Source organism: Trinickia sp. Y13, assembly GCF_029522115.1.
In the GTDB taxonomy this organism is placed as follows: Bacteria; Pseudomonadota; Gammaproteobacteria; order Burkholderiales; family Burkholderiaceae; genus Trinickia.
Map to the genome: position 1 here is coordinate 120,083 of NZ_JAKWFK010000013.1, position 24,383 is coordinate 144,465.

Genomic DNA, 24,383 nt, shown 5'->3' on the forward strand with positions numbered 1-24,383 from the left:
CTTAGCATTCCCAATCAATCCATCATGGCCATTCCGACGCTCGACCCTCATGCCCCCGACTTCACGCGCCGCGCTTTGAACCTAGCGGACCCGCGCTTAGGCGCCAAAGCGCTCGCGGCAAGCGACGAATTCTTCGCCCCCAAAGAGCGCATGCTCGACCCGCAGCCGGCCGTGTTCATTCCCGGCAAGTACGACGATCACGGCAAATGGATGGACGGTTGGGAGACTCGCCGCAAACGCACGACGGGCCAGGACTGGTGCGTCGTCAAGCTGGCCCGCCGCGGCACGATCGAAGGCATCGACATCGATACGAGTCATTTCACGGGCAACTACCCGCCCGCGGCATCGATCGAAGCGTGCACCAGCGCGAGCGAGACGCCACCCGACGATGCTCGATGGCACACGCTCGTGCCGCCCACGGCGCTGCAGGGCAATCAACATCATTACCTCGCCGTGTGCGATACGGGCGCCTTCACGCACATCCGCATCACCTTGTTTCCCGATGGCGGCGTGGCACGCTTGCGCGTGTATGGCAGGCCCGCCCTCGATGCCGGCCAAGGGACTTCCTCCGGCGCTGAACTCGTGGACTTCGCAGCCGCGATCAACGGCGCTTATATCGTCGCTGCCAACAATCAACATTTCGGCCTCGCCTCGAACATGCTGATGCCCGGCCGCGGCGCCAACATGGGCGACGGATGGGAAACCCGGCGACGCCGCGAGCCGGGCAACGATTGGGCCATCGTCGCCCTGGCGCAGCCCGGCACGATCCGCAAGGTCGAGGTCGATACGGCCTTCTTCAAAGGCAACTACCCGGATCGCTGCTCGTTGCAAGCAGCCTATGTGACGGGCGGCACCGACGAGTCGCTGATCACGCAGTCGATGTTCTGGCCTCTCCTGCTTGCCGAGCAACCCTTGCGAATGGACGCGCAACACTTCTACGAGCGAGAGCTCGCCGCATTAGGCGCCGTCACGCACGTCCGCTTCAATATCTTTCCCGACGGGGGCGTCTCGCGCCTTCGGCTGTGGGGCGAAAGCGCATGAGGCGCGAACCGATGAGCCGCGCGCTTCTCGTCGAACCGCTCACCCGCGCTGCGTTTGCGCCGTTCGGCGACGTCATTGCGCTGGACGGCGCCCGCCACTTCCCGATCAACGGCGGCACGACCGAGCGTTTTCACGATCTGGCCCATATCGATGTCGGCGAGGCCGGAGGGCGGCCCCTCGTCAACGTCTTTCGCGGGCAACCCCGTGCACTGCCGTTCGAGGTCACGATGATGGAGCGCCACCCGCTCGGCAGCCAAGCCTTCATTCCGCTGGGCGAGAACCTGCGTTACTTGGTTGTCGTCGCCCCCGCCGGACGATTCGACGAAGAGCGCATGCGTGCTTTCAGCGTGCAAGGGTGCACCGGCGTGAACTACGCGCGCGGGGTTTGGCATCACCCGTTGATCGCGCTCGATGCGGCGAGCGATTTCATCGTCATCGACCGCGGCGGCGACGGGGCCAATTGCGACGAAGTCGAGCTCGCGCAACCGTGGCGCTTGACGTTCGAAGAAACGGTGACATAGCGAACGGCCCCGGCGCACGCGCGCTCGCCTCAATGGATTGGCGATTGCCGGTAAAATGGCCGGCATGGACAAGTGCCGTTATTGCGGAAAAATTCGCGACGAATGGGAATGCCATGGGCAGGAATGCCGCACAGCGATCGCCACGGCGCTGCGCCGGCAACGCTTGGGCCTGCCGATGGTGCCCAACGTCATCCGCAACGAAGTGCCCGCCGGCGCGAGCACGAGCGAAGTGATTGCCGTGCTCTCGCGCCAGCGGCTGCGCGCTAGGCGCGCGAACGAAGAACGTCGCGAGCGCCGCGAGGCGGACGGTTACGAAGACGAGTCATAACGCACCCACGAGCCGGTAGCCGACACCGGTCTCCGTCATGATGTGTTCGGGCTGCGCGGGATCGCGCTCGAGCTTCTGCCGCAAATGCCCCATGTAAATACGCAAATAGTGCGCGCTTTCGACACGGGACGGCCCCCACACTTCATGCAGCAATTGGCGGTGCGTCAGCACGCGGCCAGCATGCCGCGCGAGCGCAACGAGCAAGCGATATTCGATCGGCGTCAAATGCACGGGCTGCCCCTCGCGCCTCACGGTCCGCATTTCGAAATCGATCTCCACCGCCCCGAACTGCAGCTTCGACGATTCGTTCGAGCTGGCACGATTGTGCCGGCGCAACTGCGCGCGAATACGCGCCATCAGTTCGGGCACGCCGAAAGGCTTGGTCAAATAGTCGTCGGCACCCGCATCGAGCGCCGCCACTTTCTCTTGCTCGCGCGTGCGCGCCGACAAAACGATGATCGGCACCGACGACCAATCCCGCAATTGCCCAATGACGTCCGCGCCGTCCATGTCGGGCAGGCCAAGATCGACGATGACCAAATCCGGCCTCGCACTGGCCGCCAGCGAAAGTCCTCGACGCCCCGACTCGGCCTCGAGCACGCGCATGTGCTCGGACTCGAGCGATGCCTGCACGAAGCGGCGAATCGGTTTGTCGTCTTCGATGAGAACGACGGTGATCGTGGATTCGGACATCCCTTAAGCTCCGTTCGCGGACTCGGGCGGCGGCGACTGTGGCGACGGTGCCGACTGCGACCCGGAGGCGGGCGCTGCCGCAGCCGATGGCAGGCGATCCGGCTCCTCCCGAGACTCGACGTCCTCGAGCGCCTCGGGCTCGATCGTAGGCGTCTCGTTGGCCGGCAATGTACACCAGAAGGTCGCGCCCGCCACCGCGCCGTTGGCATCGATCCGATTGGCCGCACCGATCTCGCCTTCGTGCGCTTCGACGATCGCGCGGCAAATCGCCAAGCCCAGACCGATGCCGGGCTTGGCCGATTCCTTTTCGCCGCGCGTGAATTTCTCGAACAAGCGCGACTCGCTTCCAGCAGGCAACCCCGGTCCGCGGTCCTGCACTTGCACCTTCACGAAGCGCCCCGCCGCCGACGTGATCGTTTCAGCGACGATCGCAATGGGCGAGCCAGAGGGCGTGTACTTCGATGCATTCTCGAGCAAGTTGACGAAGAGCCGTTCGACGAGCACGGCATCGAGCCGCACGAGCGGCAAATCGTGCGGCACGCGGGTCTCGATCGGGCGTCCGGCCAATGTGCGGCGGCACGCCGACAATGCCGAGCCGACCACCTCCTCGATCGACGCCCATTGGCGGTTCAGTCGCATGCTGCCCGCTTGCAGCCGCGCCATGTCGAGCAAGTTCGTGACCACGCCAGTCATGCGCAACGCCTCGTCGTGGATCGCTTCGGCAAGCTCGCGCGCCTGCGCGGCGTTGCCAGTTTCGCCGATGGGCCGCTCCGCGAGCATCGATGCGAAACCGACGATCGATGTCAGCGGCGTGCGCAAGTCGTGCGAAATCGCGGACAGCAAAGAATTGCGCAGACGCTCCGACTCCATGTTGACGAGTGCATCCTGTGCAATCTCGACGTAATGCACGCGTTCGAGCGCGAGCGCGATCTGCGCCGCGAACGTATCGATCATGCGGCGTTGTTCTGGGATCTCGAGCTCCTCCATGTGCGGCGACAAGATCGCGATCACGCCGCGCGTGCGCATCGGCGCCTTCAGCGGCAGATACAGCGCGCCGGTGGCGGGCAGCGTATCGGTGCCATGGCCCGCGTTCTTTTGCTGGTCGTACACCCACTGCGCGATATCGAGATCGACGACCGACGCATCGAGCGTCAACGATTCGTCCGGGTGCTCGACCTTCTGCTTCACCTTTTCCGCGCTATCGGGCAATAAAATCGCCACACGGGCTTGCAGCATCTCGGCGACGTGACGCGTGCCGACCTCGATGATCTGCGCCGTGGTCAGCGCAGCGCCGAGCTCGCGTGCCATCTCGAACATCGCGCCGGTTCGGCGCTCGCGCAACGTCGCGATCTGTGCTTGCCGGCGCAGGCTGGCCGTCAGGTTGCTGATCGTCAGCGACGTGACGAGCATGACCGCGAACGTCAGCAGGTATTGCGTATCGGACACGGTAAACGACATGCGCGGCGGCACGAAGAAGAAATCGAACGCGCCTACGCCCAGGAACGAAAACATCAGGCCCGGTCCGCGCCCGAGCTTCGCGGCGGCGAAGATCGTCCCGAGCAAATACAACATGACGAGGTTGGTGAGCGAGATCCGATCGACGAAAAAGCTCGCGACGAACGTGATCGCTGTGCAAATACCGAATGCGTAGGCGTACGAAGCCACCGATGAATGCTTGCGGCGCGCGCCGGTCCAGGGCAAGCGCGCCATGGCTTCGTCCCGCTCGGCGCTCTCGCGCACCGCGCCCGAATTGACGAGCGTGACATCCATGTCGCGCGCCGCGCGAACCAAGCGTTCGCCGGTCGAATGCCGCAGCCATCCGCGCCAGCCCGGCGTCGATGCAGCCCCCACCACGAGCTTCGACACGTTGCGCATGCGGGCATAAGCGATCAGCGTCGGCGTCGCTTCTTGGCCTTGCAATGTCACGGTTTCAGCGCCCAGTTCGGACGCGAGCTTCAATGCATCGAGCGTGCGCTTGCGAAGCGTGTCGGGCAACCGCTGCAGCTTGGGCGTCTCGACATAGACGGCAAGCCAGTCGGCTTTGAGACTCGCGGCAAGACGCGCGCCCGCACGCACGAGCGTGGTGGACTCGGGGCCCGCGCCGACGCACACGATGATCCGCTCGCGCGCCTGCCAGATACGCTCTATCGATTGATCGGCACGATACTCGCGCATTTGCGCGTCGACGCGATCGGCCGTTCGGCGCAAAGCCAATTCGCGCAGCGCGATGAGATTGCCTTTGCGGAAGAAGTTGCGCACCGCGTGTTCGGCCTGGTGCGCCAGATAGACCTTGCCCTCGCGCAACCGGTCAAGCAACTCTTCGGCCGGCAAATCGACCAGCGTGACCTCATCGGCCAGGTCGAAGACCCGATCGGGAACGGTTTCGCGCACGCGAATGCCCGTGATTTGCCCGACGACGTCGTTCAGCGTCTCCAGGTGCTGAACGTTGACGGTGGTATAGACGTCGATGTCCGCATCGAGCAACTCGTGCACGTCTTGCCAGCGCTTCAGATGACGCGAGCCTTGGACGTTCGAATGCGCCAACTCGTCGACGAGAATCAATTCGGGCTCGCGGGCAAGCGCCGCGTCGACGTCGAATTCGTTCAGCTTTCGGTCGCGATACTCGATGGTGGCCGGCGCGATCGTCTCCAGCCCTTCGAGCAAGGCCAGCGTTTCCTTGCGGCCATGCGTCTCGACGATGCCCACGACGACGTCGACGCCCTCCTCGCGCCTGCGACGCGCCGCCTGCAACATGGCGAACGTCTTGCCCACGCCGGCCGACGCACCGAAGAACACCTTCAGCCGGCCGCGCCTGCGTTTTTTCTCATCGCGGGCAATCTTATCTAGCAGTGCGTCGGGATCGGGTCTTTCCATGACTTCTCTTCACCATGACCGAAGCGGTTGCACCGCGATCGGCAAGCCTCTCGCTCGCACGGCCTCATCGTCGTTTCAGCGCAGCGGTTTCAATCGATCGAGCGCGAGATTCAATTTCAGCACGTTCACGCGCGCCTCGCCCAACATACCCCATTGGCGCCCCGACGTATTGCGCGCGATCAGCGCGTCGACCTGCTCACGCGCGAGAGATCTCGCCTTCGCCACTCGCGCCGCCTGATAGGCCGCCGCGGCCGGCGAAATCTGCGGGTCCAACCCGCTGCCGGACGAGGTGACGAGATCGACCGGCACGGGCGCCGTATTCGTCGGATCGGCCTCATGCAATGCATTCAATCGCGCCTTCACCTCGTCCGCAAGGGCCGGATTGGTCGGTCCGAGGTTCGAGCCGCCCGAGCTCTGCGCATTGTACGGATTCGGCGCCGTGGCCGACAAACGGCCCCAGAAGTACCCGGGCGCATCGAACTGCTGCCCGATCAGCGCGGAGCCGACCGGCTCCCCGCCACTTACGATCAGACTGCCGTTGGCTTGATGCGGAAAGACGGCTTGGCCGAGCGCCGTCACGACGACCGGATAGGCCACGCCCGTGACCACCGTCAACGCAGCAAACAACACCAAGGTGGGTCTCAGCAGATTTTTCATCATGATTCGGTATCAACAAGTCCTATTTCTAGGCGCGCCGATCGCCGGCATGGCGTTGCGGCGCGAATCGATCGGTGCGCGCACTGTGTGTCGCGTATCCTCGCCCACACGCGAGCCGTCACGCCCAGACCGCCGCCGCGATCAGCATGTCGATGAGCTTGATGAACGGAAACGGCAACAGGATGCCGCCCAGCCCATAGATCAGTAGATTGCGACGCAACAGCGATGCCGCGCCGAGCGGGCGGTATGGCACGCCCTTCAACGCGAGCGGTATCAAGAAGACGATGACCAGTGCGTTGAAAATCACCGCCGACAAAATCGCCGATGCGGGGGAAGTCAAATGCATGACGTCGAGCACGCGCAATTGCGGGTAAGTCGTCGCAAACGCCGCCGGGATGATCGCGAAGTACTTCGCCACATCGTTGGCGATGGAGAACGTCGTCAGCGCGCCGCGCGTCATGAGCATTTGCTTGCCGATCTCGACGATCTCGATGAGCTTGGTCGGGTTCGAATCGAGGTCGACCATGTTCCCGGCTTCTTTGGCCGCCTGCGTGCCCGTGTTCATGGCGACAGCGACATCGGCTTGCGCCAGCGCGGGCGCATCGTTGGTGCCGTCGCCCGTCATGGCGACGAGGCGTCCCTCGGCTTGGTGCGCACGGATCATCTTGAGCTTCGCTTCCGGCGTCGCTTCCGCGAGAAAATCGTCGACGCCCGCTTCCGCGGCGATCGCGGCCGCCGTCAAGCGGTTATCGCCCGTGATCATCACGGTCTTGATGCCCATCCTGCGCAACTGCGCGAAACGCTCTTTGATGCCGCCCTTGACGATGTCCTTGAGCTCGATCACGCCCAGCACGCGTGCAAGGCCGTCATCGCCCGCTTTTTCGGCGACGACGAGCGGCGTGCTGCCGCGGCGCGCCACGTCGTCGACGGCCTTTTGCACTTCCTGCGGATAGCGGCCGCCGTGTTCTTCGACGTACTTCTTCACGGCATCGGCGGCGCCCTTGCGAATCTGCCGATTCGGCACGTCGACGCCGCTCATCCGCGTTTGTGCCGTGAAACCGAGGAACGTGGCGCGCAACGCGCCCATGTCGCGCTCGCGAATATTGAAGCGCTGCTTGGCCAGCACGACAATGCTGCGGCCTTCAGGCGTTTCGTCGGCCAGCGACGACAGCTGCGCCGCGTCCGCCAACGTCTCCTCCGTTATGTTCGGCGCCGGGAGGAAAGCGGCCGCTTGCCGGTTGCCCAGCGTAATCGTGCCTGTTTTGTCGAGCAGCAACACATCGATATCTCCGGCTGCTTCGACCGCGCGGCCCGAGGTGGCGATCACGTTCGCCTGCATCATTCGGCTCATGCCCGCCACGCCGATGGCCGAGAGCAAGCCCCCGATCGTCGTTGGAATGAGGCACACGAGCAAGGCGACGAGCGCCGTGATCGTCACGACGTGGCCCGCCTTCGCGGCCGCCACCGAAAAAATGGAGAACGGTAGCAGCGTGGCCGTCGCCAATAGCAGCATTAGGGTCAACGCCACGAGCAGAATCGTCAGCGCGATCTCGTTCGGCGTCTTCTGCCGCTTGGCCCCCTCGACCATCGCGATCATGCGATCGAGGAACGCCTCGCCCGGGTTCACGCTCACGCGCACGACGATCCAGTCCGACAGGACGCGCGTGCCGCCCGTCACCGACGAGAAATCGCCGCCCGACTCGCGTATCACGGGTGCCGATTCCCCGGTGATCGCCGATTCGTCCACCGACGCAACGCCGTCGATCACCTCGCCGTCGGCGGGAATCGTATCCCCCGCTTCGATCAAGACCACATCGCCCTTGCGCAGATCGGTGGACGTCACGATGAGGATGGGCGATTTCGGGTGAGGCTCGTTCAGCTTCTTCGCCATCACTTGATGCTTGGCGCTGCGAAGCGATGCCGCCTGCGCTTTGGAGCGCCCTTCTGCAATCGCCTCGGCAAAGTTCGCGAACAACACCGTGAACCAGAGCCCGAGCGCGACGGCCAGGATGAAGCCCGACGGCGCCTCGGCTTGCCCGGCAAGCGCCGCGAGCCAAAGCACCGTCGCCAGGATGCAGCCCACGTAGACGCAGAACATGACCGGGTTGCGTAGCTGCGTGCGCGGCCCGAGCTTTTTGAATGAATCGACGATCGCCGGCGTCAAGAGTGCCGAGTCGAACATCGAGCGGACGGCGGTGCGCGTTTGCCCAACGTTTTCCGGTCGATGGACAGGCGGTTGAGTGACAGTAGTCATGCTTTCCTCGAAATCAACGACCCGAGATCATCGTGAGATGCTCGACGATGGGACCCAGCGCCAAGGCCGGCACATAGGTGAGCGCGCCGACGAGGACAAGCGTGCCGAGCAGCAGCACCACGAAGAGCGGCCCGTGCGTCGGCAGCGTGCCGGGGGTTGCGGCGATGCGCCTTTTGCTCGCGAGCGAGCCGGCGATGGCGAGCACCGCCACGATCGTCGCGAAGCGCCCGAACCACATCGCCACGGCAAGCAGCACGTTGTAGAACGGCGTGTTCACGGAGAGCCCGGCGAATGCGCTGCCGTTGTTGTTCGCGGCGGAGCTGAATGCATAGAGAATCTCGGAGAAGCCGTGCGGCCCCGGATTGGAAATGCCGGCGGTTCCAAGCGGCGAGAGCACGCCGATCGACGTTCCGGCGAGCACGAGAAAAGGCGTCGCCAAGATGGCGATCGACACCATCTTCATCTCGTACGCTTCGATCTTCTTGCCCACGTACTCCGGCGTGCGGCCGATCATCAAGCCCGCCACGAACACGGCCAACAAAGCGAACACCAGCATGCCGTACAAGCCCGAGCCGACACCCCCGAAAATCACTTCGCCGAGGTCGATCAACATCAAGGGGACGAAGCCGCCCATCGGGGTGAGCGAATCGTGCATGGCGTCGACGGCGCCGCACGATGCCGCCGTCGTCGCCACCGTGAAGATGCCCGTCCCGGCGATGCCGAAGCGCACCTCCTTGCCTTCCATGTTTCCGCCCGATTGCGAAGCGGACGCGCTTTGATCGACGTGAAGCGAAGCGAACAGCGGATTGCCTGACTGCTCTGCGGAGATTTCACTCCAGCATGCCACGGCGAACGCGATCGTCATGGCGGCAAGGACCGCGTAACCCTGGCGCCGGTCCCCAATCATCGTGCCGAATACGACGCACAAGCCCGCCGGAATGATCAGGATCGAGAGTATCTGCACGAAGTTCGACAGCGGCGTCGGATTTTCGTAGGGATGTGCCGAGTTCGCGTTGAAGAAGCCGCCGCCGTTCGTGCCGAGTATCTTGATCGCTTCTTGCGAGGCGACCGGTCCCATTGCAATCGTCTGCTTATCGACCTTCACCTCTCGCATGACCGGATTGCCCTTGGCGTCTTTGACGGGTTTGCCTTGCGCATCGTTTTGCGGCGTTCGATACGTGGTGGCCTGCAGCGTCGGCACGTCTTGGTACGACTTGAAGTTCTGAATGACGCCTTGACTGACGAGCACCAGGGCCACGATCGTCGAGATCGGGACGAGGAGATAAAGCGTGATGCGCGTGAGATCGACCCAGAAATTGCCGATCGTTTGCGCGGTGTGGCGTGCGAAGCCACGAATCAGCGCCACCACGACGGCGATGCCCGTTGCCGCCGACATGAAGTTCTGCACGGTCAAGCCGGCCATCTGCGTCAAATAGCTGACGGTAGCCTCGGGCGTATAGTTTTGCCAATTCGTGTTCGTGACGAAGCTCACGGCCGTATTGAACGCGGCGTCGGGCGTCATCGGGCCGAGCGCTTGCGGGTTGGCAGGCAGCCATTGTTGCAAGCGCAGGAAGCCGTATAGAACGAGCGCGCCGAGCGCATTGAAAGCCAGCACTGCCAGTGCATAGCGCTGCCACGACATTTCGGCGTTTTCATCGACGCCGGCCAGCTTGTACAGCAGCCGCTCGATCGGCTTGCCGATTCTGCGCACGAGCACGGACGAGCCGTCGAATACAGCGGCCATGTATCGCCCAGCCGGGATCGCGAGCGCAATCAATACGACGATGAAAAGCGCCGGTTGTAGTAGGGTGTTCGCGCTCATTCGAGGTCCTCCGCGCGCACCAGCGCATAGATGAGGTACCCCAATAAAACCAGCGTCGAGACGCCGGCGAGCCATATCATCCAAGCCGTGGTCACGACCGACCTCCCGGCACGCGGTTGCGCAGCCGCTCGCAACCTGCGATAAGCGCCGTGCACAGCCCCAAGAAGATGGCAATGCCGACGAGATAAATGAAATCCATTTTTGTGTTCTCACCTAGCGGATCAGGACAGCTGAGAGCGTAGGCGAGATCGAGTAAACGCCACGATAAGAGTGACGCTCCGGCCGTAAAAAAAGCGTAAACGTGCGTCCGTCGCCGTCATTCGGGTGACATATCGGACCGCCCGAACAGCATGCGTGGCGTTAGCACGGCGGCCATCGCCGCATCGCCCGCGTCGTTCGGATGCAGGTGATCCCCGCAATCGAACCGCGGCAGCAAGCGCGATGGGTGTTGCGGGTCGCGCAACACCGCATCGAAATCCGCAACGGCATCGAACGCCCCGCTGGCGCGAATCCACGCGTTGACCTGCTGACGAACCTGATCCTTGTCGCGGCTGTAGTAGCCGCGAATGGGCGAGCCTTCCAACGCACCTTCGAACGGCGCGATCGTGCCGCCGACCACCCGTATCCCGCGAACGTGCGCGCGCTCGATCAACTGGCGATACGCATCGATGAGCGCTTGCACGGTCATAGGCGCATCGTGCGGGGCAAAACTCGACCCGGGCCAACCGATGTCGTTGGTGCCCAGCAACAGCACGACCGTCCGCACATTCGGCCGCGCCGATACATCGCGGTCGAAGCGTGCGAGTGCGTTGACGCCCATACCGTCGCTCAGTACGCGAGCGCCCGAGATCCCGGCGTTGAGCACGGCAATAGGCTTGCCTGCGACTTGCCGCGCCAAATAATCCGTCCAGCGGCGGTCGGCATCGAGCGTCGCACCGCGCCCATCCGTGATCGAATCGCCGAGCGCGACCACCGCCCGCGCGCCGGCGGGCGCATCTACCATCACATCGCTCAGCACGAGGCGCGCATCCAGTTGCATCGCCCCGGGCAAGTCGGCACTCGCCAAACGGTTGCCCGGCGCGATCTCGGCGCGCTGGCGGCCGTCCCAGTGGAAGGTGCTCAACGGGGTGCGCTCGGGCAAGTACAGACTCACCGAAAAGCGCGCGAGCGAAGGCATCGTCAACTCGACAGGGTCCGACATCAAGCGTGCGCCTGCGGGAATCGTAGCGCTTGGCTGGCCGTCGAACGTGACGGTCCGGCGTGTGGATAGATCCGCGCGCGCCGTCTCGCCGACCAGACGCGCGACCTCGACGCCGCCGATTTTCATCGGGGTCGCGCCGTATTCGTTGGACAGCACGATGCGCACGCGATCGCCACCCACCGAGAGACGCACGATTTGACGCACGGTGCTGTCCGTCAGCGTGTCCGGAATGCCCGTGTCCAGCGGAAGCGCGTTGGCGGGCCAAATTGGTTGCACGCTCGCCGTCCACGTATCGATCCAAGCTGCGTCCGCCGGTTCGGCGAATGCACCGCTGGCTAGAACAGCGCTGGTCACCAGCGCGTGCGCCGTATTGCGCAGAAGACGGGACAAACGCGTTTTGCACGCAGATCGCGGTTCCATGATGATGCTCCATGAGGTCATTGGGGGCGGCTCGATGAGCCGAGCCGCCACGATATCGCCATTCCCTTATTGTCATGAAGCAGGCAGAATCGAATGTCACTCATTCCAAGATCGCATGCCTATGGATACGATTCGAGCGATGCGCACGTTCATTCGTGCCGTCGAACTAGGCAGCTTGTCCGCCGTCGCGCGTGAATTCGCAACGACGCAGCCGACGATCAGCAAAATCATTGCGGGATTGGAGGCGCAGATGGGTGCGCGCTTGCTCACGCGCACCACAACGGCGCTCGTGCGCACGGAACAGGGCGAGCGCTTCTACGTCCGCGCACGGCACTTGGTCGAAGCCTATGACGAAGCGAAAGCGGACGTGCGCGGTTTGATCGAACGGCCCGAAGGCCGGCTGCGTATCGCGGCTCCGGTAAGCTTCGGGGTGCTGCACTTGAACGCGCTCGTCCTCGAATTCATGGCGAACTATCCGCGCATCGAGGTGGACGTGACGTTGAACGATCGTTTCATCGATCTTGCGGCCGAAGGCGTCGATGTCGCGTTGCGCATCGGCGGGGAGCTACCGCCGGACGCGGTGGCGCGCCGCATTGCACGCTACGCTCGCACGGTGGTCGCCGCGCCCACATACATACACGCGCACCCGCGCATCCGGCGGCCCGAGGATCTCGCCAAGCATACGTACCTGCGCTTCGCATGGCTCACGCAAGGCGACGCGCTGACGCTCGAGCATCGCGATGGCAGGCAAACGACCGTCATCACCCAGGCCCGTTATCGCATCAACAACTCGCTCGCAATCCGCGAGAGTCTGCTGGCCGGCGCCGGCATCGGTTTGGCACCCGATTGGCTCGTCGCCGATCTGCTCGCGCGGGGTAAATTGCAACGCGTGCTGCCGGCGTGGCACGCGTCGCCTCACGAGTTGTTCGTCTTGTACCCGCCGCGGCAATATCAGCCGCTGCGGGCGCGATTGTTCATCGAGTACTTGACGACGCGCTTGGCTGCCGACACGCCTGGCGGCGTGCCGGGCTGAGGCTGTCACTGCCCATTGAGTTGCCCATTGAGTTGCCAGGCGAGCACCGGATGCGTCGCGTCGGCGGGCATCGCCCATACGCCTCCTGGCCCGAAATTCCAGCCCACGAAGCTAGCCGGGTTCGACATCTGGGCAGTCGTGAGACCGTTGGCGTCAGGCACGCCCGGTCCGCCGTAACTTTGGCCGCTCGTTTGCGCATCCCAGTAGACATCCGAACCAACCGCCCCGCCGCTCGCTCCGACGGTATTGCCGTTGGTGATGCCCGCCAGTTGCGGGCCCTGATGTTGAATCGGCGATTGGCCTGAGACTTGCCCGGTGGCGAACGATTGCGTGATCGTGCCGTTGTTATAAGCGGCGAGCCCCGCGGCGACGATCGTAAAGGGATCGCCCGCCGCGTTGCCGGTCGCATACGATTGCGCGATCGTGCCGTCGTTCACGGCGACGAGACCGCCGCCGCTGACCGCGGGCGTCACACCGAACGCCACGCCGCCTACGTCGCCCGTGGCGAACGATTGGACGATGGTCCCGCTGTTGTGACCGACTAGGCCGCCGTTGATTCCGTCGCTCGATACGCCCACATCGGCGCCAGCGCGCATGATCGTGCCTTCGTTCGAGCCGACGAGGCCGCCGCCGGTGACCGCATAGCCCCCGACGCTGCCTTGCACATAGACGTTGGCGACGACGCCTTGATTGTCCCGTGCCAATAGCCCAACTGCGCTCGCCTCGATATAGTCGCCATAGCCGGGCAACGCGTACGAATTCGTGATCTTGAAGTTGCGGACGAAGGCCCCCGCGCCGATTTGATCGAAGAATCCCGCGCTCACCCATGCTGCGTCGAGCGTGTGCCCCATGCCGTCGAACTGCCCCGTGAACGTATGCGTGGTCCCATATGTGTCGTTGCCGATGCCGACCAATGTCCCCGACGGCATGCCGCGGTAATCCGATTCGAGATCTCTACCCAATGCGTAATTGCCGCCGTAGTTTGCATTCGGCGTTTGCAGCAGCGCCAGATCGTCGAGCGAATTGATCAGCTCGTAGCCGGTGATCTGCGTCGGCAGGCTGCTCAATTGCGGCGACGTCCATGCGGGATTGCCAAGCACCGCACCGGGGCGATAGTTGCCATTCATGTCGTAAAGCAAGCTGACGATGCCCGTGCTCTTCGACCAGTCGAGCGTGCCGTTATTGATCACGCTGCCGCCGTCGTCGATCGCCGTCGCATCGGCGCGCAAAGTCGAACTGCCGCCGCCCGCGTTGCGGATCGCCGCGCCATTGCCGATGGTCAACGAGCGATACGCGCCGAGCGTCAGCGATGCATTTCCGTGCCAATCGATGTTTCCTGCCACCTCGATGTCTCCATCTCGTCCCAATGCTCCTGTCGTTTGCAGGTTCACGGAGGTGCCAGCGCTCAAGCTGCGCGAAAAGAATCGTGCAGCCGAAGCATCGATCGCGATACGCGGCGTGGTCACCTTCCAAAGGCCAGCTAGCACTGCAGGCGTGTCGCCGACGAATGCGAACCCGGCCGCACGCGTGTCGACCGTGCCCCCTTTGCCGTCAGCGTCGTGCGCTTCGACGGGCTGGGCGAGCGTGAGGCCGCCCGTATCCGCGACCAGCCAAACGTGGCCGTCGCGCGAAGCCGTACCTGTCGCGCGGATCGCCGCATGATTGCCCGACAGCGCGTAGATATTGCCGTCCGCCGCTTGCAAGCTCACTTGCGCCGCCTCGATCGCCCCGCGATTGACGATTGTGCCGCGGCTGCCCGTTTTCACGAAGACCTGCTGCCCCGACGATGCGTCCTGTAGCAAAACAGTATGACCGGCGGCCAGCTCGACGGAGCCCTGCCGCGCCTCGATGCAGCCGAAGTTATCCACCTCATCGCTAGAAATGAGGAACACGTCGCCGCCGCTTGAACCGATCTTGCCCAAATTGACGACACGCCGTGTCGATGCGCCGTCGAACGTCAACGGCCCGCCGCTCATGAACGCGGCCGTGTCGACATCGAGCGTGGACGCGACGAAACGGCCGCCCGTCGACACGACGCCACCCGCCCCGACCACCACGCCCTGCGGGTTGATCAAGTAGAGACTGCCCGTGGCCGAAAGCTTGCCGAGAATGAACGACGTATCGCCGCCGGTCACGCGGTTCAAGGTGGCGCCGCTGCCGTTGTCGAACGCGACGCGATTGCCCGCACCGATCGAGAAACCGCCCCAGTCGATCACGCCTTTGCTCGATGTTTGATGGATCGTGAGCGATCCGGCGTCACCGCCGATCGTCCCGGTCCCGGCGACGAAGCGACCGCCGCCGGGCAGCGCACCCGCGCCGAAGGCGCTCGACTGAGCGATGACGAACACCGTTGTTGCGAGCGCTATCGCGCGCATTGGAATCGTCATTTTCATCGATCGTTTCGACTGCAAACGGATTTCTGTCATCGCATTCATCGCGCCGCCCTTCGGTTATGACGACGCGCCGCGCGGACGCTACGAGCCGCCTGCGGTGGCGTCGAATTCGATTATGGAAATGAATGCCTGTATGGAATGAACAATTTCAATTCTCGGGCATGAATTATTGTTGGTATTCTCGATTTGAGAAATCGTCAAATTCGGCCAAACGTTCGTCCCTTTCCACGCGCGGTGCGCTAGACGCCGCGGACATAAAAAAAGCCCGAAGCGTCGACGCTTGCGCGCCTTCGTTTCAGGCCCTCCCATTTCTAGTAGGTCTGTGCTACGAGTACGGCTCAGATGTCCGCGTGTTGTTTGACGAACGTCTGGAACGTACCGTATGTCGGCTGAATCGGCGTCAAATCGTCGAGCACGATTCCGTAGGTATAGTCGCCGCTCGTCAATTCGTAAAACATCACCGATTCGATTTGATCCGATTTACGTGCGCCGTAGAACTCCGTCAATTGTTTCTGGACATAGGCGGCGCGGTTCGTTTCAGTGAATTCCGGCGCGGCATTCCACTCGGTAATCATGAACGGCACGCCATAGCGGGCCTTGCAGTACACCGGCAGGTTGAAACCGGGGCCGGCGCCGTCGGAGCCAACGCTGAAGATGTCGCCATAGGGTGAATAGTTGTGCCACGTGGTGACGTCCCAGCGCACCGCGGGGTGCCCCGTCGAGCCATCCGGTTGCTTGCCGTCCCACAGCATGTCGGCCGCCGCCACATCGGCCACGCAGAAGTTGACGCCGCAACGGGCGGTCGGCTGCACCGATTTCACGCCGTCGATCATGCCGCGTATCACGCCGCGCATGATCGGCCAATTGGCGTTATTGAAGTCGACCGGATTCGTCCCTGCCGTCGTCGAGTTCAAGATGATGGCCGGGTCCCGCGTCAGTTCGTTGCCGCATTCGTACGTCGTCACGCCGTAGGGGGCCAACGCGGATGCGATCGCCGCCGCGTTTGCGTGAACCGCGTTATAAGCCGCCGTCTCGCTCGTATAGAGCGTGCCGGAGGCATCGCGCAAGCCGTAGTTGACCAGCGTGAACAGTTCGAGCTTCGCTGTCTTGAACGCCTTGGCCATTGCCACCACCGGATTCAATTGCGTCGCCTTGTTGACGCAACCCAACCGGTAGGTCGTGCAACCGAGCGCCTGCAGGGCCGCGACGGTCTGCGTCGGCGTGAACGGATAATCGTAATGGCCGTTAATGCCGTAGAACCTACCCGCGTTCGCCGCTTTTGCAACACGCGGATCGGCGCAAGCGAGCCATGCCCCCGTGAAGGAGCGCACATAGAACTGTCCGCCGCTCGTCTTCAGATAGAACATGGCGCCATACCAGAGCAACAACGCGGCGCTTGGTGCGGCCCGGTCCTGGATGCCGTTCTTGAAAACGCTACCGCCAGTCATCGTCCAATAGTTGTTCGCCTTGTCGATGATGTAGGTCGCGGGGGGAATCGCCGTGCCGTCGACCGAGGTGCCGCCAAGGCGCGGATCGAGGCACTGCTTCCACGAGGGTCCGATGTATTGATAGAACGCCTTGCTCGTGTTCTCGCCGTAGATCGAGCCGTTGTACCAGAGCAGCATCGTCATGTTGTACGCATGCGAATCCTTGACGCCGTTCTTATAGACGTAGCCTTTCGAAAGCGTCCAGACGTTGCCCGAATTGTCGGTGATCGACGCGGCCGAGGGGACCGTCGTGCCGTTAGGCGACGCCGTTGCGCCCGTTGCTGCGTTCGCGACCGCACCGGCATTTCCGCCCGCGATATTGCCGAGCGCATCGGTACCGCCGCCACCGCAGGCGACGAGGACATAGCTGCTGGCCGCAGCGGTAAGGCATCCGAGGAATTGACGTCGTTTCATGACCGAAGCTCGAAAAGAAGTTGGGCAGGGCTCGAGGCTTTGGGGCGCTTGGCCGCTTGACCTTTTGCACGCTTGAACATCTGTTAGCAGTCCTAACTAAGTGGCGTTAGGCTTCAAGTGGCTACCCTGTTTCTTCGAGCTATCGGGGGGTCTCGTTCGACCTGCCTCGTTGCTGCAACCTTGTGGTTGCGTGGTCAGTGGCGCTACTTGTTGATGTGAAGTATTCCAAATGCGGCTTCGCGGCGAAATCGGCGCAGTCGGAGATTGGCGTGGGCTTCGCAGACCGGCTCGTAGGATTCATCCGACAAAAAGCGGGCGGGCGCGTTTGTAGGGCAGTGATTCGCTGGCGCGGGAATGGATTGAGTCAGGACGTTGTGGGGCAACCAATGCCCGGCTGGGTGCGGCGCCGAGCGGGGCCGGATCGGACGGCCGTGGGCTGATCTGGAACCGAAACACCGCAAACGTTACTTATGCATCGGGCTCCATGCGTCGTATGGGTGGTCGTTCGATCGGCAGCTCATGTCGCTCGAGGCCGCAGCGAAAACGACTGCACCGCACCATCGGCCTGAGGCCATCACCATTTGCAGGACAGGGATGTTCAATGACTAGCGTAACGAGAGATGAATTCGAGGCACGCATCGAGGCCGTCGAGGCCCGGATGGACGCGCGCATCGCCGCAGCGATCGCGCGGTTGGATGCGTTTGAGGCCCGCGCCGAGGAAAGGGAGCAAAGGCTACTCGAGATGTTCGCCGAGCGCGATAAGCGCGTCGACGAGCGGTTCAACGAGCGTGACAAGCGCCTCGATGAGCGCGACAAGCGATTGGAGTTGCTCTATCAACAGGCAGCCGCGGCCGCACAAAGCGCTTCCACGTTGAAAACGCATATGTGGCTTGCTTCGTCGACTGTCGTTCTAGCCGTGGTGGGAACCGTCGTCGGCGCGTACTACGCGACGCAGTCGTCCCATCTCGGGATGGCGCAGGTGGTTATTTCCGCCTTTCAACAAGGCCAGCAAACGCAAGCGCCGTTCATCAGGCAGTAACGTACGTGCGAGCCCAATAAAAAACCCGCGTCAGCGTTAACCGACGCGGGTTTTTTTCAATCTGGTCGGGGCGAGAGGATTTGAACCTCCGACCACCTGCACCCCATGCAGGTACGCTACCAGGCTGCGCTACGCCCCGAAAGCATGAGAGTATAACAGACACTCTCACCGTTTAGAACCACTTGCGTAAAACTATCCGCGCAGGAGTTCGACAATGCCAATAAGCTCCTTGCGCAGTTGCGCGACATCGACGTTCCCGCCGCCTTCCGACGGCGATGCCGCGATGCCGGCGCCCTGCTGAATCTCAGGCGCCTGCGGCGCCTCGGCCTCCTGATCGATCACCGCTCCGCGCGCATCGAGCTTGTTGCGCGCACCGTTGATCGTGAAGCCTTGCTCGTACAGCAATTCACGAATGCGCCGTATCAATAGCACTTCGTGATGCTGATAGTAGCGACGGTTACCGCGACGCTTAACCGGACGCAGTTGCGTAAACTCCTGTTCCCAGTATCGGAGCACATGCGGCTTTACGCCGCACAACTCGCTGACCTCACCGATCGTGAAGTACCGCTTCGCCGGAATCGGAGGCAAGACGACTTTCTCGACCGTCGTTGTCATCGTCGGTTAACCGTCGTGGTGAAAGGCGCGCCGCAACGCGTTGAAACCTAGCGCGGCAAAGCAGCCTCGGCGCCGCTTTCGACCAGCGCTTTCAGCTTTTGACTTGCATGAAACGTCACGACGCGTCGCGCCGCAATCGGAATCGCCTCGCCGGTTTTCGGATTGCGCCCCGGCCGCTGCGGCTTGTCGCGCAATTGAAAATTTCCGAAGCCCGACAACTTCACACTATCGCCGCCTTCGAGCGCGTCGCGAATCACCTCGAAAAACGCCTCGACCATATCCTTGGCCTCGCGCTTGTTCAACCCAACATTGTCGAACAACAGCTCGGCCAATTCGGCTTTGGTCAGGGTCGGCGTTTCCGTGGAAGCGGACGAGCCGACAGACGGTGTCGGTATTTCGCGAATCATGGCGCCACGCTGCGCCGCAAGTAGGGCTTCGAAATCACTCGAGTTCATTTCGTTCATGTCTAAAAACGGCGACTAGCCGCGCGCGGACACCCTTGCGAGCATCCTCGCGCTATCAGCGCAACCGCGCACCGTAGACTCGAGCCAAGCGATCCACCAGGGTTTTGACGGCCAAATCGACCGTCTCGTCCTGCAGCGTGCCGCCAGTATCTTGCAGGGTCACACGGAAGGCAAGGCTTTTCTCATGCGCCGCCATGCCACCGGAAGTGCTTGATTTTGCACGAAATTCATCGAAGAGCGCAACCCTTTGAACAAACTTGCAAGCGTCCTCGCTCAATGCCGCGTGCATCTCGTCGAGCAAGGCCTGAACTTCCACGTTTTGGTTGACAACCACCGCAATGTCGCGCCGCACGGGAGGATACTTCGAGACTTCCCCCAGCGTAGGCAATGCGCGCTCCATCAGCGCCTGCGCGTCGACTTCGAAGAGAATCGGCGCCTGCGGCAAATCGTATTGCTGCATCCAGCGCGGATGCAATTCGCCGATCCAGCCAGCGTGTTGTCCATCGACTTCGATGCGGGCGCTGCGGCCCGGATGCAGCGCCGGATGCGCCGCTGCAACGAAGCGCGCGACGCGCGGTGCGAACAACGCCTCGACGTCGCCTTTCACGTCGAAGAAATCGACCATGCGCGTGGCCAACCCCCATTGCTCCTCGGCGACGGGACCATAGGCGAGCGCACCGATGCGCTTGGGTTGCGCATAGCCCTCGACAGCCATCTCGCTTGCCGCCACGGATACGTCGCGCAAGAACACCCGCCCTGCTTCGAAAACACGCACGCGCTCGGCGCGGCGATTCAGGTTGTGGCGAAGCACGTCGATCAAGCTGCCGAACAGCGTCGTGCGCATCACCGACATCTGGCTCGCGATCGGATTGACCACGCGCACGGGTGTATCGTTGCCAGCGAAGTCGCGTTCCCAGCTTGCATCGACGAAGCTGAAGTTGATCGTCTCCGCGTAGTCTCGCGCCGCGAGCGCATGACGCAGGGCGTGAATCGAGCGGCTCGTCTCGTTCGTCGCGCGCATCTCGTTCGCCGCCACCGGAGGACGTGCGGGAATCTTCTCGAAGCCGTGAATACGCGCGACTTCCTCGATGAGGTCTTCCTCGATCTCGATGTCGAAGCGATACGAGGGCGGCGTGACAGCGAAGATCTCGCCGTCGAATTCATATTCGAGACCAAGGCGCGTGAAAATGCGCGCCATTTCTTCGGCCTCGATCGGAATGCCGATGACACGTTGGGCACGGGCGACGCGCATCGTCACGGGCGGCCGCTGCGGGAGATTGACGATTTGATCGTCGACCGGGCCTGCCTCGCCGCCGCAGATATCGAGAATGAGGCGCGTGATGCGTTCGATGTGCAACACCGTCGTCTCGTAATCGACGCCGCGCTCGAAACGATGCGCGGCATCGGTCGAGAAGTTGTACTTGCGCGCGCGGCCGCGAATGCTGTCGGGCCACCAAAAGGCCGCTTCGAGATAGACGTTCGTCGTATCGAGCGTGACCGCCGTGCTATCGCCGCCCATGATGCCCGCCAGGCTTTCGACTTGGCGATCGTCGGCAATGACGCCGACCGTTTCGTCGAGCTCCACCGTGTTGCCGTTGAGCAGCATCAGGCGTTCGCCGCGACGCCCCCAGCGCACGTCGATGCCGCCGTGAATCTTGTCGAGATCGAACACGTGCGACGGGCGGCCGAGTTCGAGCATGACGTAATTGGAGATATCGACCAGCGCCGAGATGCTCCGCTGTCCCGAGCGCTCGAGCCGCTCGACCATCCACTGCGGCGTTTTGGCGCGCGCGTTCACTCCGCGGATCACCCGGCCGGAGAAGCGCCCGCATAGATCAGGCGCCGCGATTTTCACGGGCAAGCGCTCGTCGAGCTTCGCATCGACGGGCTCGAAGGCAAGCGGCGTGAGCCGCGCGCCGGTGATCGCGGCCGTCTCGCGTGCAACGCCAAAGACGGAAAGGCAATCGGCCTTGTTCGGCGTCAACTTGATTTCGAAGATCTGATCGTCCAGGCGCAACGCTTCGCGGATGTCCTGACCGATGGGCGCGTCTTCCGCCAAGATCATGAGGCCGCTGTGGTCCTCGGAAAGCTTGAGCTCTCGCGCCGAACACAGCATGCCTTCGCTTTGCACGCCGCGCAGCTTCGAGAGCTTGATGACGAACGGCGCACCGCCCTCCTCGGCCGGCGGCAATTGAGCGCCGACGAGCGCGACGGGCACCTTGATGCCGGGGGCGACGTTCGGCGCACCGCACACGATGTTGAGCAACGAGCCCGTTCCCGCATCGACCTGACAAACGTTGAGCTTGTCCGCGTCGGGATGCTTGACCACTTCGAGCACACGACCGACGACGATCTTCGAGGTCGGCGGCGCGGCAGAACGCAGCGACTCGACTTCGAGGCCAGCCATCGTCAAAGCGTGCGACAGTTCCTCCGTCGTCAGTTGCGGATCGACAAACGTTCGGAGCCAGGATTCAGGGAATTGCATGTGTGTCTACGTTCGTAGGTGTGGGTCCATGCCTGTCGGGCAGCGCGCGATGAGCGTTCGCTGGGCCAGGCACCGCTCGCGGCATTCGGCTTCTCGCGAGATCTCGACGCGCGTTACGCGAATTGCCGCAAGAAGCGCAGATCGTTCTCGAAGAAGAGCCGCAAATCCTGCACGCCATAGCGCAACATCGTCAGACGTTCGAGGCCGCTGCCGAACGCAAAACCGATGTAGCGCTCGGGGTCGAGGCCCATGTTGCGAATCACGTTCGGATGCACTTGGCCCGAGCCCGAAATCTCGAGCCATTTGCCCGCGTTCTTGCCTTCCTCGAACTTCATGTCGATTTCGGCCGAGGGCTCGGTGAACGGGAAATACGAGGGCCTAAAGCGCACGAGGATATCGTCGCGCTCGAAGAATTTCTTCAGGAAATCGGTGTAGACGCCCTTCAGATCGGCAAAGCTGATGTTCTCGTCGATCCACAAGCCCTCGACCTGATTGAACATCGGCGAGTGCGTCGCGTCGCTGTCGACGCGATACGTGCGACCCGGAACGATGACTTTGATCGGCGGCTTGTTGCTGCGCGCGTAGCGAACCTGCATCGGGCTCGTATGCGTGCGCAGCAGCAACGGGCGGCCGCCCGCGTCCTGACCGTCGACGTAGAACGTGTCTTGCATCGAACGCGCGGGATGGTTTTCGGGGCTGTTGAGCGCAGTGAAGTTGTACCAATCGGTTTCGATCTCGGGGCCGTCCGCCACGTCGAAACCGATCGAGCCGAAAATGCGTTCGACCCGCTCCCAGGTTTGCATCACAGGGTGCAAGCTGCCGGCGCCACGGCCGCGTCCGGGCAGCGTGACGTCGATGGCTTCGGCCGTGAGGCGCTGCTCGAGCAACGCCTGTGCGAGCGCTTCGCGACGCGCGGTGAGCGCAGCCTCGACTTGTTGCTTCGCGACGTTGATGCGTGCGCCCTCGGTCTTGCGCGCCTCGGGCTCGAGCTTGCCGAGTCCCTTGAGCAGTTCGGTCAACATGCCCGCCTTGCCGAGAAAACGAGCTTTCTCGTTTTCGAGCGTCGCGCCATCAGGCGCCCGGGAGAAAGCTTCTTGCGCGTCGGCGACAATCCGGTCCAGATCCATTGATCCCATCATTTCAACGTCGGTGAAGATTACGAACCAGCAAAAAAAAGGGGCTCGGTGAAGAGCCCCGTTTTCCTATCGGGAGCCCGGCATGCACCGGCGCTCCCGACGAACCACGCAGTACTAATCGGTCAATTAGGCTGCAACGGCGGCTTTCACCTGCTTCACGATCGCGGCAAAAGCGGCCTTGTCGAACACAGCCATATCGGCCAGCACCTTGCGGTCGAGTTCGATCGACGCCTTCTTCAGGCCGTTGATGAACACGCTGTACGTCATGTCGTGCTGACGGACCGCCGCGTTGATACGCGTGATCCACAGCGCACGGAATACGCGCTTCTTGTTGCGACGGTCGCGGTAGGCGTATTGGCCTGCGCGCATGACCGCTTGCTTCGCGATGCGGTAGACGTTGTTGCGACGGCCGCGGTAACCCTTGGCCAGGTTGATGATCTTCTTGTGGCGGGCACGTGCCGTAACCCCACGTTTGACTCGAGGCATGTTTCGCTCCTATGAGTAAAGGTTAAGGGTTAGGCGAAGGGCATCATGGCGCGCACGGAATCCAAATTGGACTCGTGAACGGCCGTCGAACCACGCAGGTGACGCTTGTTCTTCGTGGTTTTCTTCGTGAGGATGTGGCGCTTGAAGGCTTGACCGCGCTTGACGGTACCGCCCGGACGCACCACGAAGCGCTTTGCAGCGCTCTTCTTGGTCTTCATCTTAGGCATGACGAACAACTCCGTTATTTGATGGCGATGGGTGTGCGGCCGGCCGAAAAGCCCTAGATCCGCCCTTTGAAACCCAGTCCACTTGTGTACGGCCAGCCGTTGCCGGCTGCCGTATTTTCGCGAAACGCGCCCGGCACGGCCGGGCTCGATCGTCGAAATCCGCTTTTACATCCCTGACTGCTTCGCCGCACACGCCCGCGGGCCGCAAACCGCGGCCGCACGGCGCAGCCGCACGTTACTTCTTCTTTTTAGGCGCCAAGATCATGATCATCTGGCGGCCTTCCATTTTCGGCATCTGCTCGACTTGACCGACTTCTTCGAGGTCGGTGCGCAACCGCTCGAGCATCCGCATGCCGATTTCCTGGTGCGCCATTTCGCGCCCACGAAAACGCAACGTGATCTTCGTCTTATCGCCCTCATCGAGGAAGCGCGTGAGGTTACGCAGCTTGACGTTGTAATCGCCGTCATCGGTACCCGGGCGGAACTTCACTTCCTTGACCTGGATGACCTTCTGCTTGAGTTTCGCCTCGTGCTGCTTCTTCGCTTCCTGGTACTTGAACTTGCCGTAATCCATCAAACGGCAGACCGGCGGAACCGCTTGCGGGGCGATTTCCACCAGATCGACGTCCTGCTGTTCCGACATGCGGAAAGCATCAGCCAGTTTCACGATGCCGAGCGGTTCGTTGTCGACTCCGACTAGACGCACCTCGGGTGCAGAAATTTCACCGTTGATGCGATGCGACTTATCAGTAGCGATGTTGTGTTTCCTCTAAAAATTAAAAAAACGAGCCGC

21 protein-coding genes and 1 tRNA gene are annotated in these 24,383 nt (G+C 62.6%); 5 read left to right on the plus strand and 17 right to left on the minus strand.

Features of this window, described 5'->3' with window-relative positions:
- The first annotated feature begins 24 nt into the window (after positions 1-24).
- The 3 genes from alc to MMB74_RS21230 all read left to right on the plus strand — a co-directional run bounded on the left by alc (position 25) and on the right by MMB74_RS21230 (position 1,890).
- A complete protein-coding gene (gene alc, locus MMB74_RS21220; protein WP_277430629.1) occupies positions 25-1,041 on the plus strand; it encodes an allantoicase in 1,017 nt (338 codons plus the stop codon).
- 11 nt (positions 1,042-1,052) lie between these two features.
- The gene (locus MMB74_RS21225; protein ID WP_277430630.1) at positions 1,053-1,562 is read left to right on the plus strand and encodes an ureidoglycolate lyase; all 510 of its coding nucleotides are present in this window, start codon (positions 1,053-1,055) and stop codon (positions 1,560-1,562) included.
- A gap of 64 nt (positions 1,563-1,626) precedes the next feature.
- Entirely contained in the window at positions 1,627-1,890 is a 264-nt protein-coding gene (locus MMB74_RS21230; protein WP_277430631.1) for a hypothetical protein, read from the plus strand.
- Here MMB74_RS21230 and MMB74_RS21235 read toward each other — a convergent pair.
- From MMB74_RS21235 to MMB74_RS21265, 7 genes are all read right to left on the minus strand, one after another.
- A complete protein-coding gene (locus MMB74_RS21235) occupies positions 1,885-2,583 on the minus strand; it encodes a response regulator (protein ID WP_277430632.1) in 699 nt (232 codons plus the stop codon). The genes MMB74_RS21230 and MMB74_RS21235 overlap by 6 nt on opposite strands.
- 3 nt (positions 2,584-2,586) lie before the next feature.
- Positions 2,587-5,457 (minus strand): DUF4118 domain-containing protein, encoded by a 2,871-nt coding sequence (locus tag MMB74_RS21240; RefSeq protein ID WP_277430633.1) that lies wholly within the window; start codon positions 5,455-5,457, stop codon positions 2,587-2,589.
- Between the two features lie 75 nt (positions 5,458-5,532).
- Positions 5,533-6,114 (minus strand): potassium-transporting ATPase subunit KdpC, encoded by a 582-nt coding sequence (gene kdpC / locus MMB74_RS21245; protein WP_277430667.1) that lies wholly within the window; start codon positions 6,112-6,114, stop codon positions 5,533-5,535.
- Between the two features lie 118 nt (positions 6,115-6,232).
- Positions 6,233-8,296, minus strand: a complete 2,064-nt coding sequence (gene kdpB / locus MMB74_RS21250; protein WP_277430668.1) for a potassium-transporting ATPase subunit KdpB — start codon at positions 8,294-8,296, stop codon at positions 6,233-6,235.
- A gap of 85 nt (positions 8,297-8,381) precedes the next feature.
- Positions 8,382-10,190 (minus strand): potassium-transporting ATPase subunit KdpA, encoded by a 1,809-nt coding sequence (gene kdpA, locus MMB74_RS21255; protein WP_277430634.1) that lies wholly within the window; start codon positions 10,188-10,190, stop codon positions 8,382-8,384.
- The gene (locus tag MMB74_RS21260) at positions 10,187-10,285 is read right to left on the minus strand and encodes a potassium-transporting ATPase subunit F (RefSeq protein ID WP_277430635.1); all 99 of its coding nucleotides are present in this window, start codon (positions 10,283-10,285) and stop codon (positions 10,187-10,189) included. The genes kdpA and MMB74_RS21260 overlap by 4 nt, the downstream gene beginning before the upstream one ends.
- A gap of 221 nt (positions 10,286-10,506) precedes the next feature.
- A complete protein-coding gene (locus tag MMB74_RS21265; protein ID WP_277430636.1) occupies positions 10,507-11,811 on the minus strand; it encodes an SGNH/GDSL hydrolase family protein in 1,305 nt (434 codons plus the stop codon).
- Positions 11,812-11,932: 121 nt separating this feature from the next.
- Here MMB74_RS21265 and MMB74_RS21270 point away from each other — a divergent pair, with 121 nt between their 5' ends.
- Positions 11,933-12,844, plus strand: coding sequence for a LysR family transcriptional regulator (locus tag MMB74_RS21270; protein ID WP_277430637.1), 912 nt, complete (start codon positions 11,933-11,935; stop codon positions 12,842-12,844).
- 5 nt (positions 12,845-12,849) lie between these two features.
- Here MMB74_RS21270 and MMB74_RS21275 read toward each other — a convergent pair whose 3' ends face one another.
- Together MMB74_RS21275 and MMB74_RS21280 are read right to left on the minus strand one after the other, a co-directional pair.
- Positions 12,850-15,231: a filamentous hemagglutinin N-terminal domain-containing protein gene (locus MMB74_RS21275; protein ID WP_277430638.1), complete on the minus strand. Its 2,382-nt coding sequence runs from the start codon at positions 15,229-15,231 to the stop codon at positions 12,850-12,852.
- A gap of 344 nt (positions 15,232-15,575) precedes the next feature.
- On the minus strand, positions 15,576-17,138 hold the full coding sequence (locus tag MMB74_RS21280) for a hypothetical protein (protein WP_277430639.1): 1,563 nt from the start codon (positions 17,136-17,138) through the stop codon (positions 15,576-15,578).
- 601 nt (positions 17,139-17,739) lie between these two features.
- On the opposite strand from MMB74_RS21280, the gene MMB74_RS21285 reads away from it, so the two are divergent.
- Entirely contained in the window at positions 17,740-18,177 is a 438-nt protein-coding gene (locus MMB74_RS21285; protein ID WP_277430640.1) for a hypothetical protein, read from the plus strand.
- Between the two features lie 62 nt (positions 18,178-18,239).
- Here MMB74_RS21285 and MMB74_RS21290 read toward each other — a convergent pair.
- The 8 genes from MMB74_RS21290 to infC form a co-directional block, all read right to left on the minus strand.
- A tRNA-Pro gene (locus tag MMB74_RS21290) sits at positions 18,240-18,316 on the minus strand.
- A 53-nt stretch (positions 18,317-18,369) separates the two neighbouring features.
- A complete protein-coding gene (locus MMB74_RS21295; RefSeq protein WP_277430641.1) occupies positions 18,370-18,792 on the minus strand; it encodes a MerR family transcriptional regulator in 423 nt (140 codons plus the stop codon).
- A 47-nt stretch (positions 18,793-18,839) separates the two neighbouring features.
- Positions 18,840-19,256, minus strand: a complete 417-nt coding sequence (locus MMB74_RS21300) for an integration host factor subunit alpha (RefSeq protein WP_277430642.1) — start codon at positions 19,254-19,256, stop codon at positions 18,840-18,842.
- A gap of 55 nt (positions 19,257-19,311) precedes the next feature.
- A complete protein-coding gene (pheT, locus tag MMB74_RS21305; RefSeq protein WP_277430643.1) occupies positions 19,312-21,741 on the minus strand; it encodes a phenylalanine--tRNA ligase subunit beta in 2,430 nt (809 codons plus the stop codon).
- A gap of 113 nt (positions 21,742-21,854) precedes the next feature.
- Positions 21,855-22,868 (minus strand): phenylalanine--tRNA ligase subunit alpha, encoded by a 1,014-nt coding sequence (gene pheS, locus MMB74_RS21310; RefSeq protein WP_277430669.1) that lies wholly within the window; start codon positions 22,866-22,868, stop codon positions 21,855-21,857.
- Between the two features lie 135 nt (positions 22,869-23,003).
- Positions 23,004-23,363 carry a 50S ribosomal protein L20 gene (gene rplT, locus MMB74_RS21315; protein ID WP_004192938.1) on the minus strand — a complete coding sequence of 120 codons (360 nt, stop codon included), beginning with the start codon at positions 23,361-23,363 and terminating at the stop codon, positions 23,004-23,006.
- Between the two features lie 29 nt (positions 23,364-23,392).
- Positions 23,393-23,590, minus strand: a complete 198-nt coding sequence (rpmI, locus tag MMB74_RS21320) for a 50S ribosomal protein L35 (protein WP_115534628.1) — start codon at positions 23,588-23,590, stop codon at positions 23,393-23,395.
- 235 nt (positions 23,591-23,825) lie between these two features.
- Positions 23,826-24,347 (minus strand): translation initiation factor IF-3, encoded by a 522-nt coding sequence (infC, locus tag MMB74_RS21325; RefSeq protein ID WP_277430670.1) that lies wholly within the window; start codon positions 24,345-24,347, stop codon positions 23,826-23,828.
- Positions 24,348-24,383: the final 36 nt, after the last annotated feature.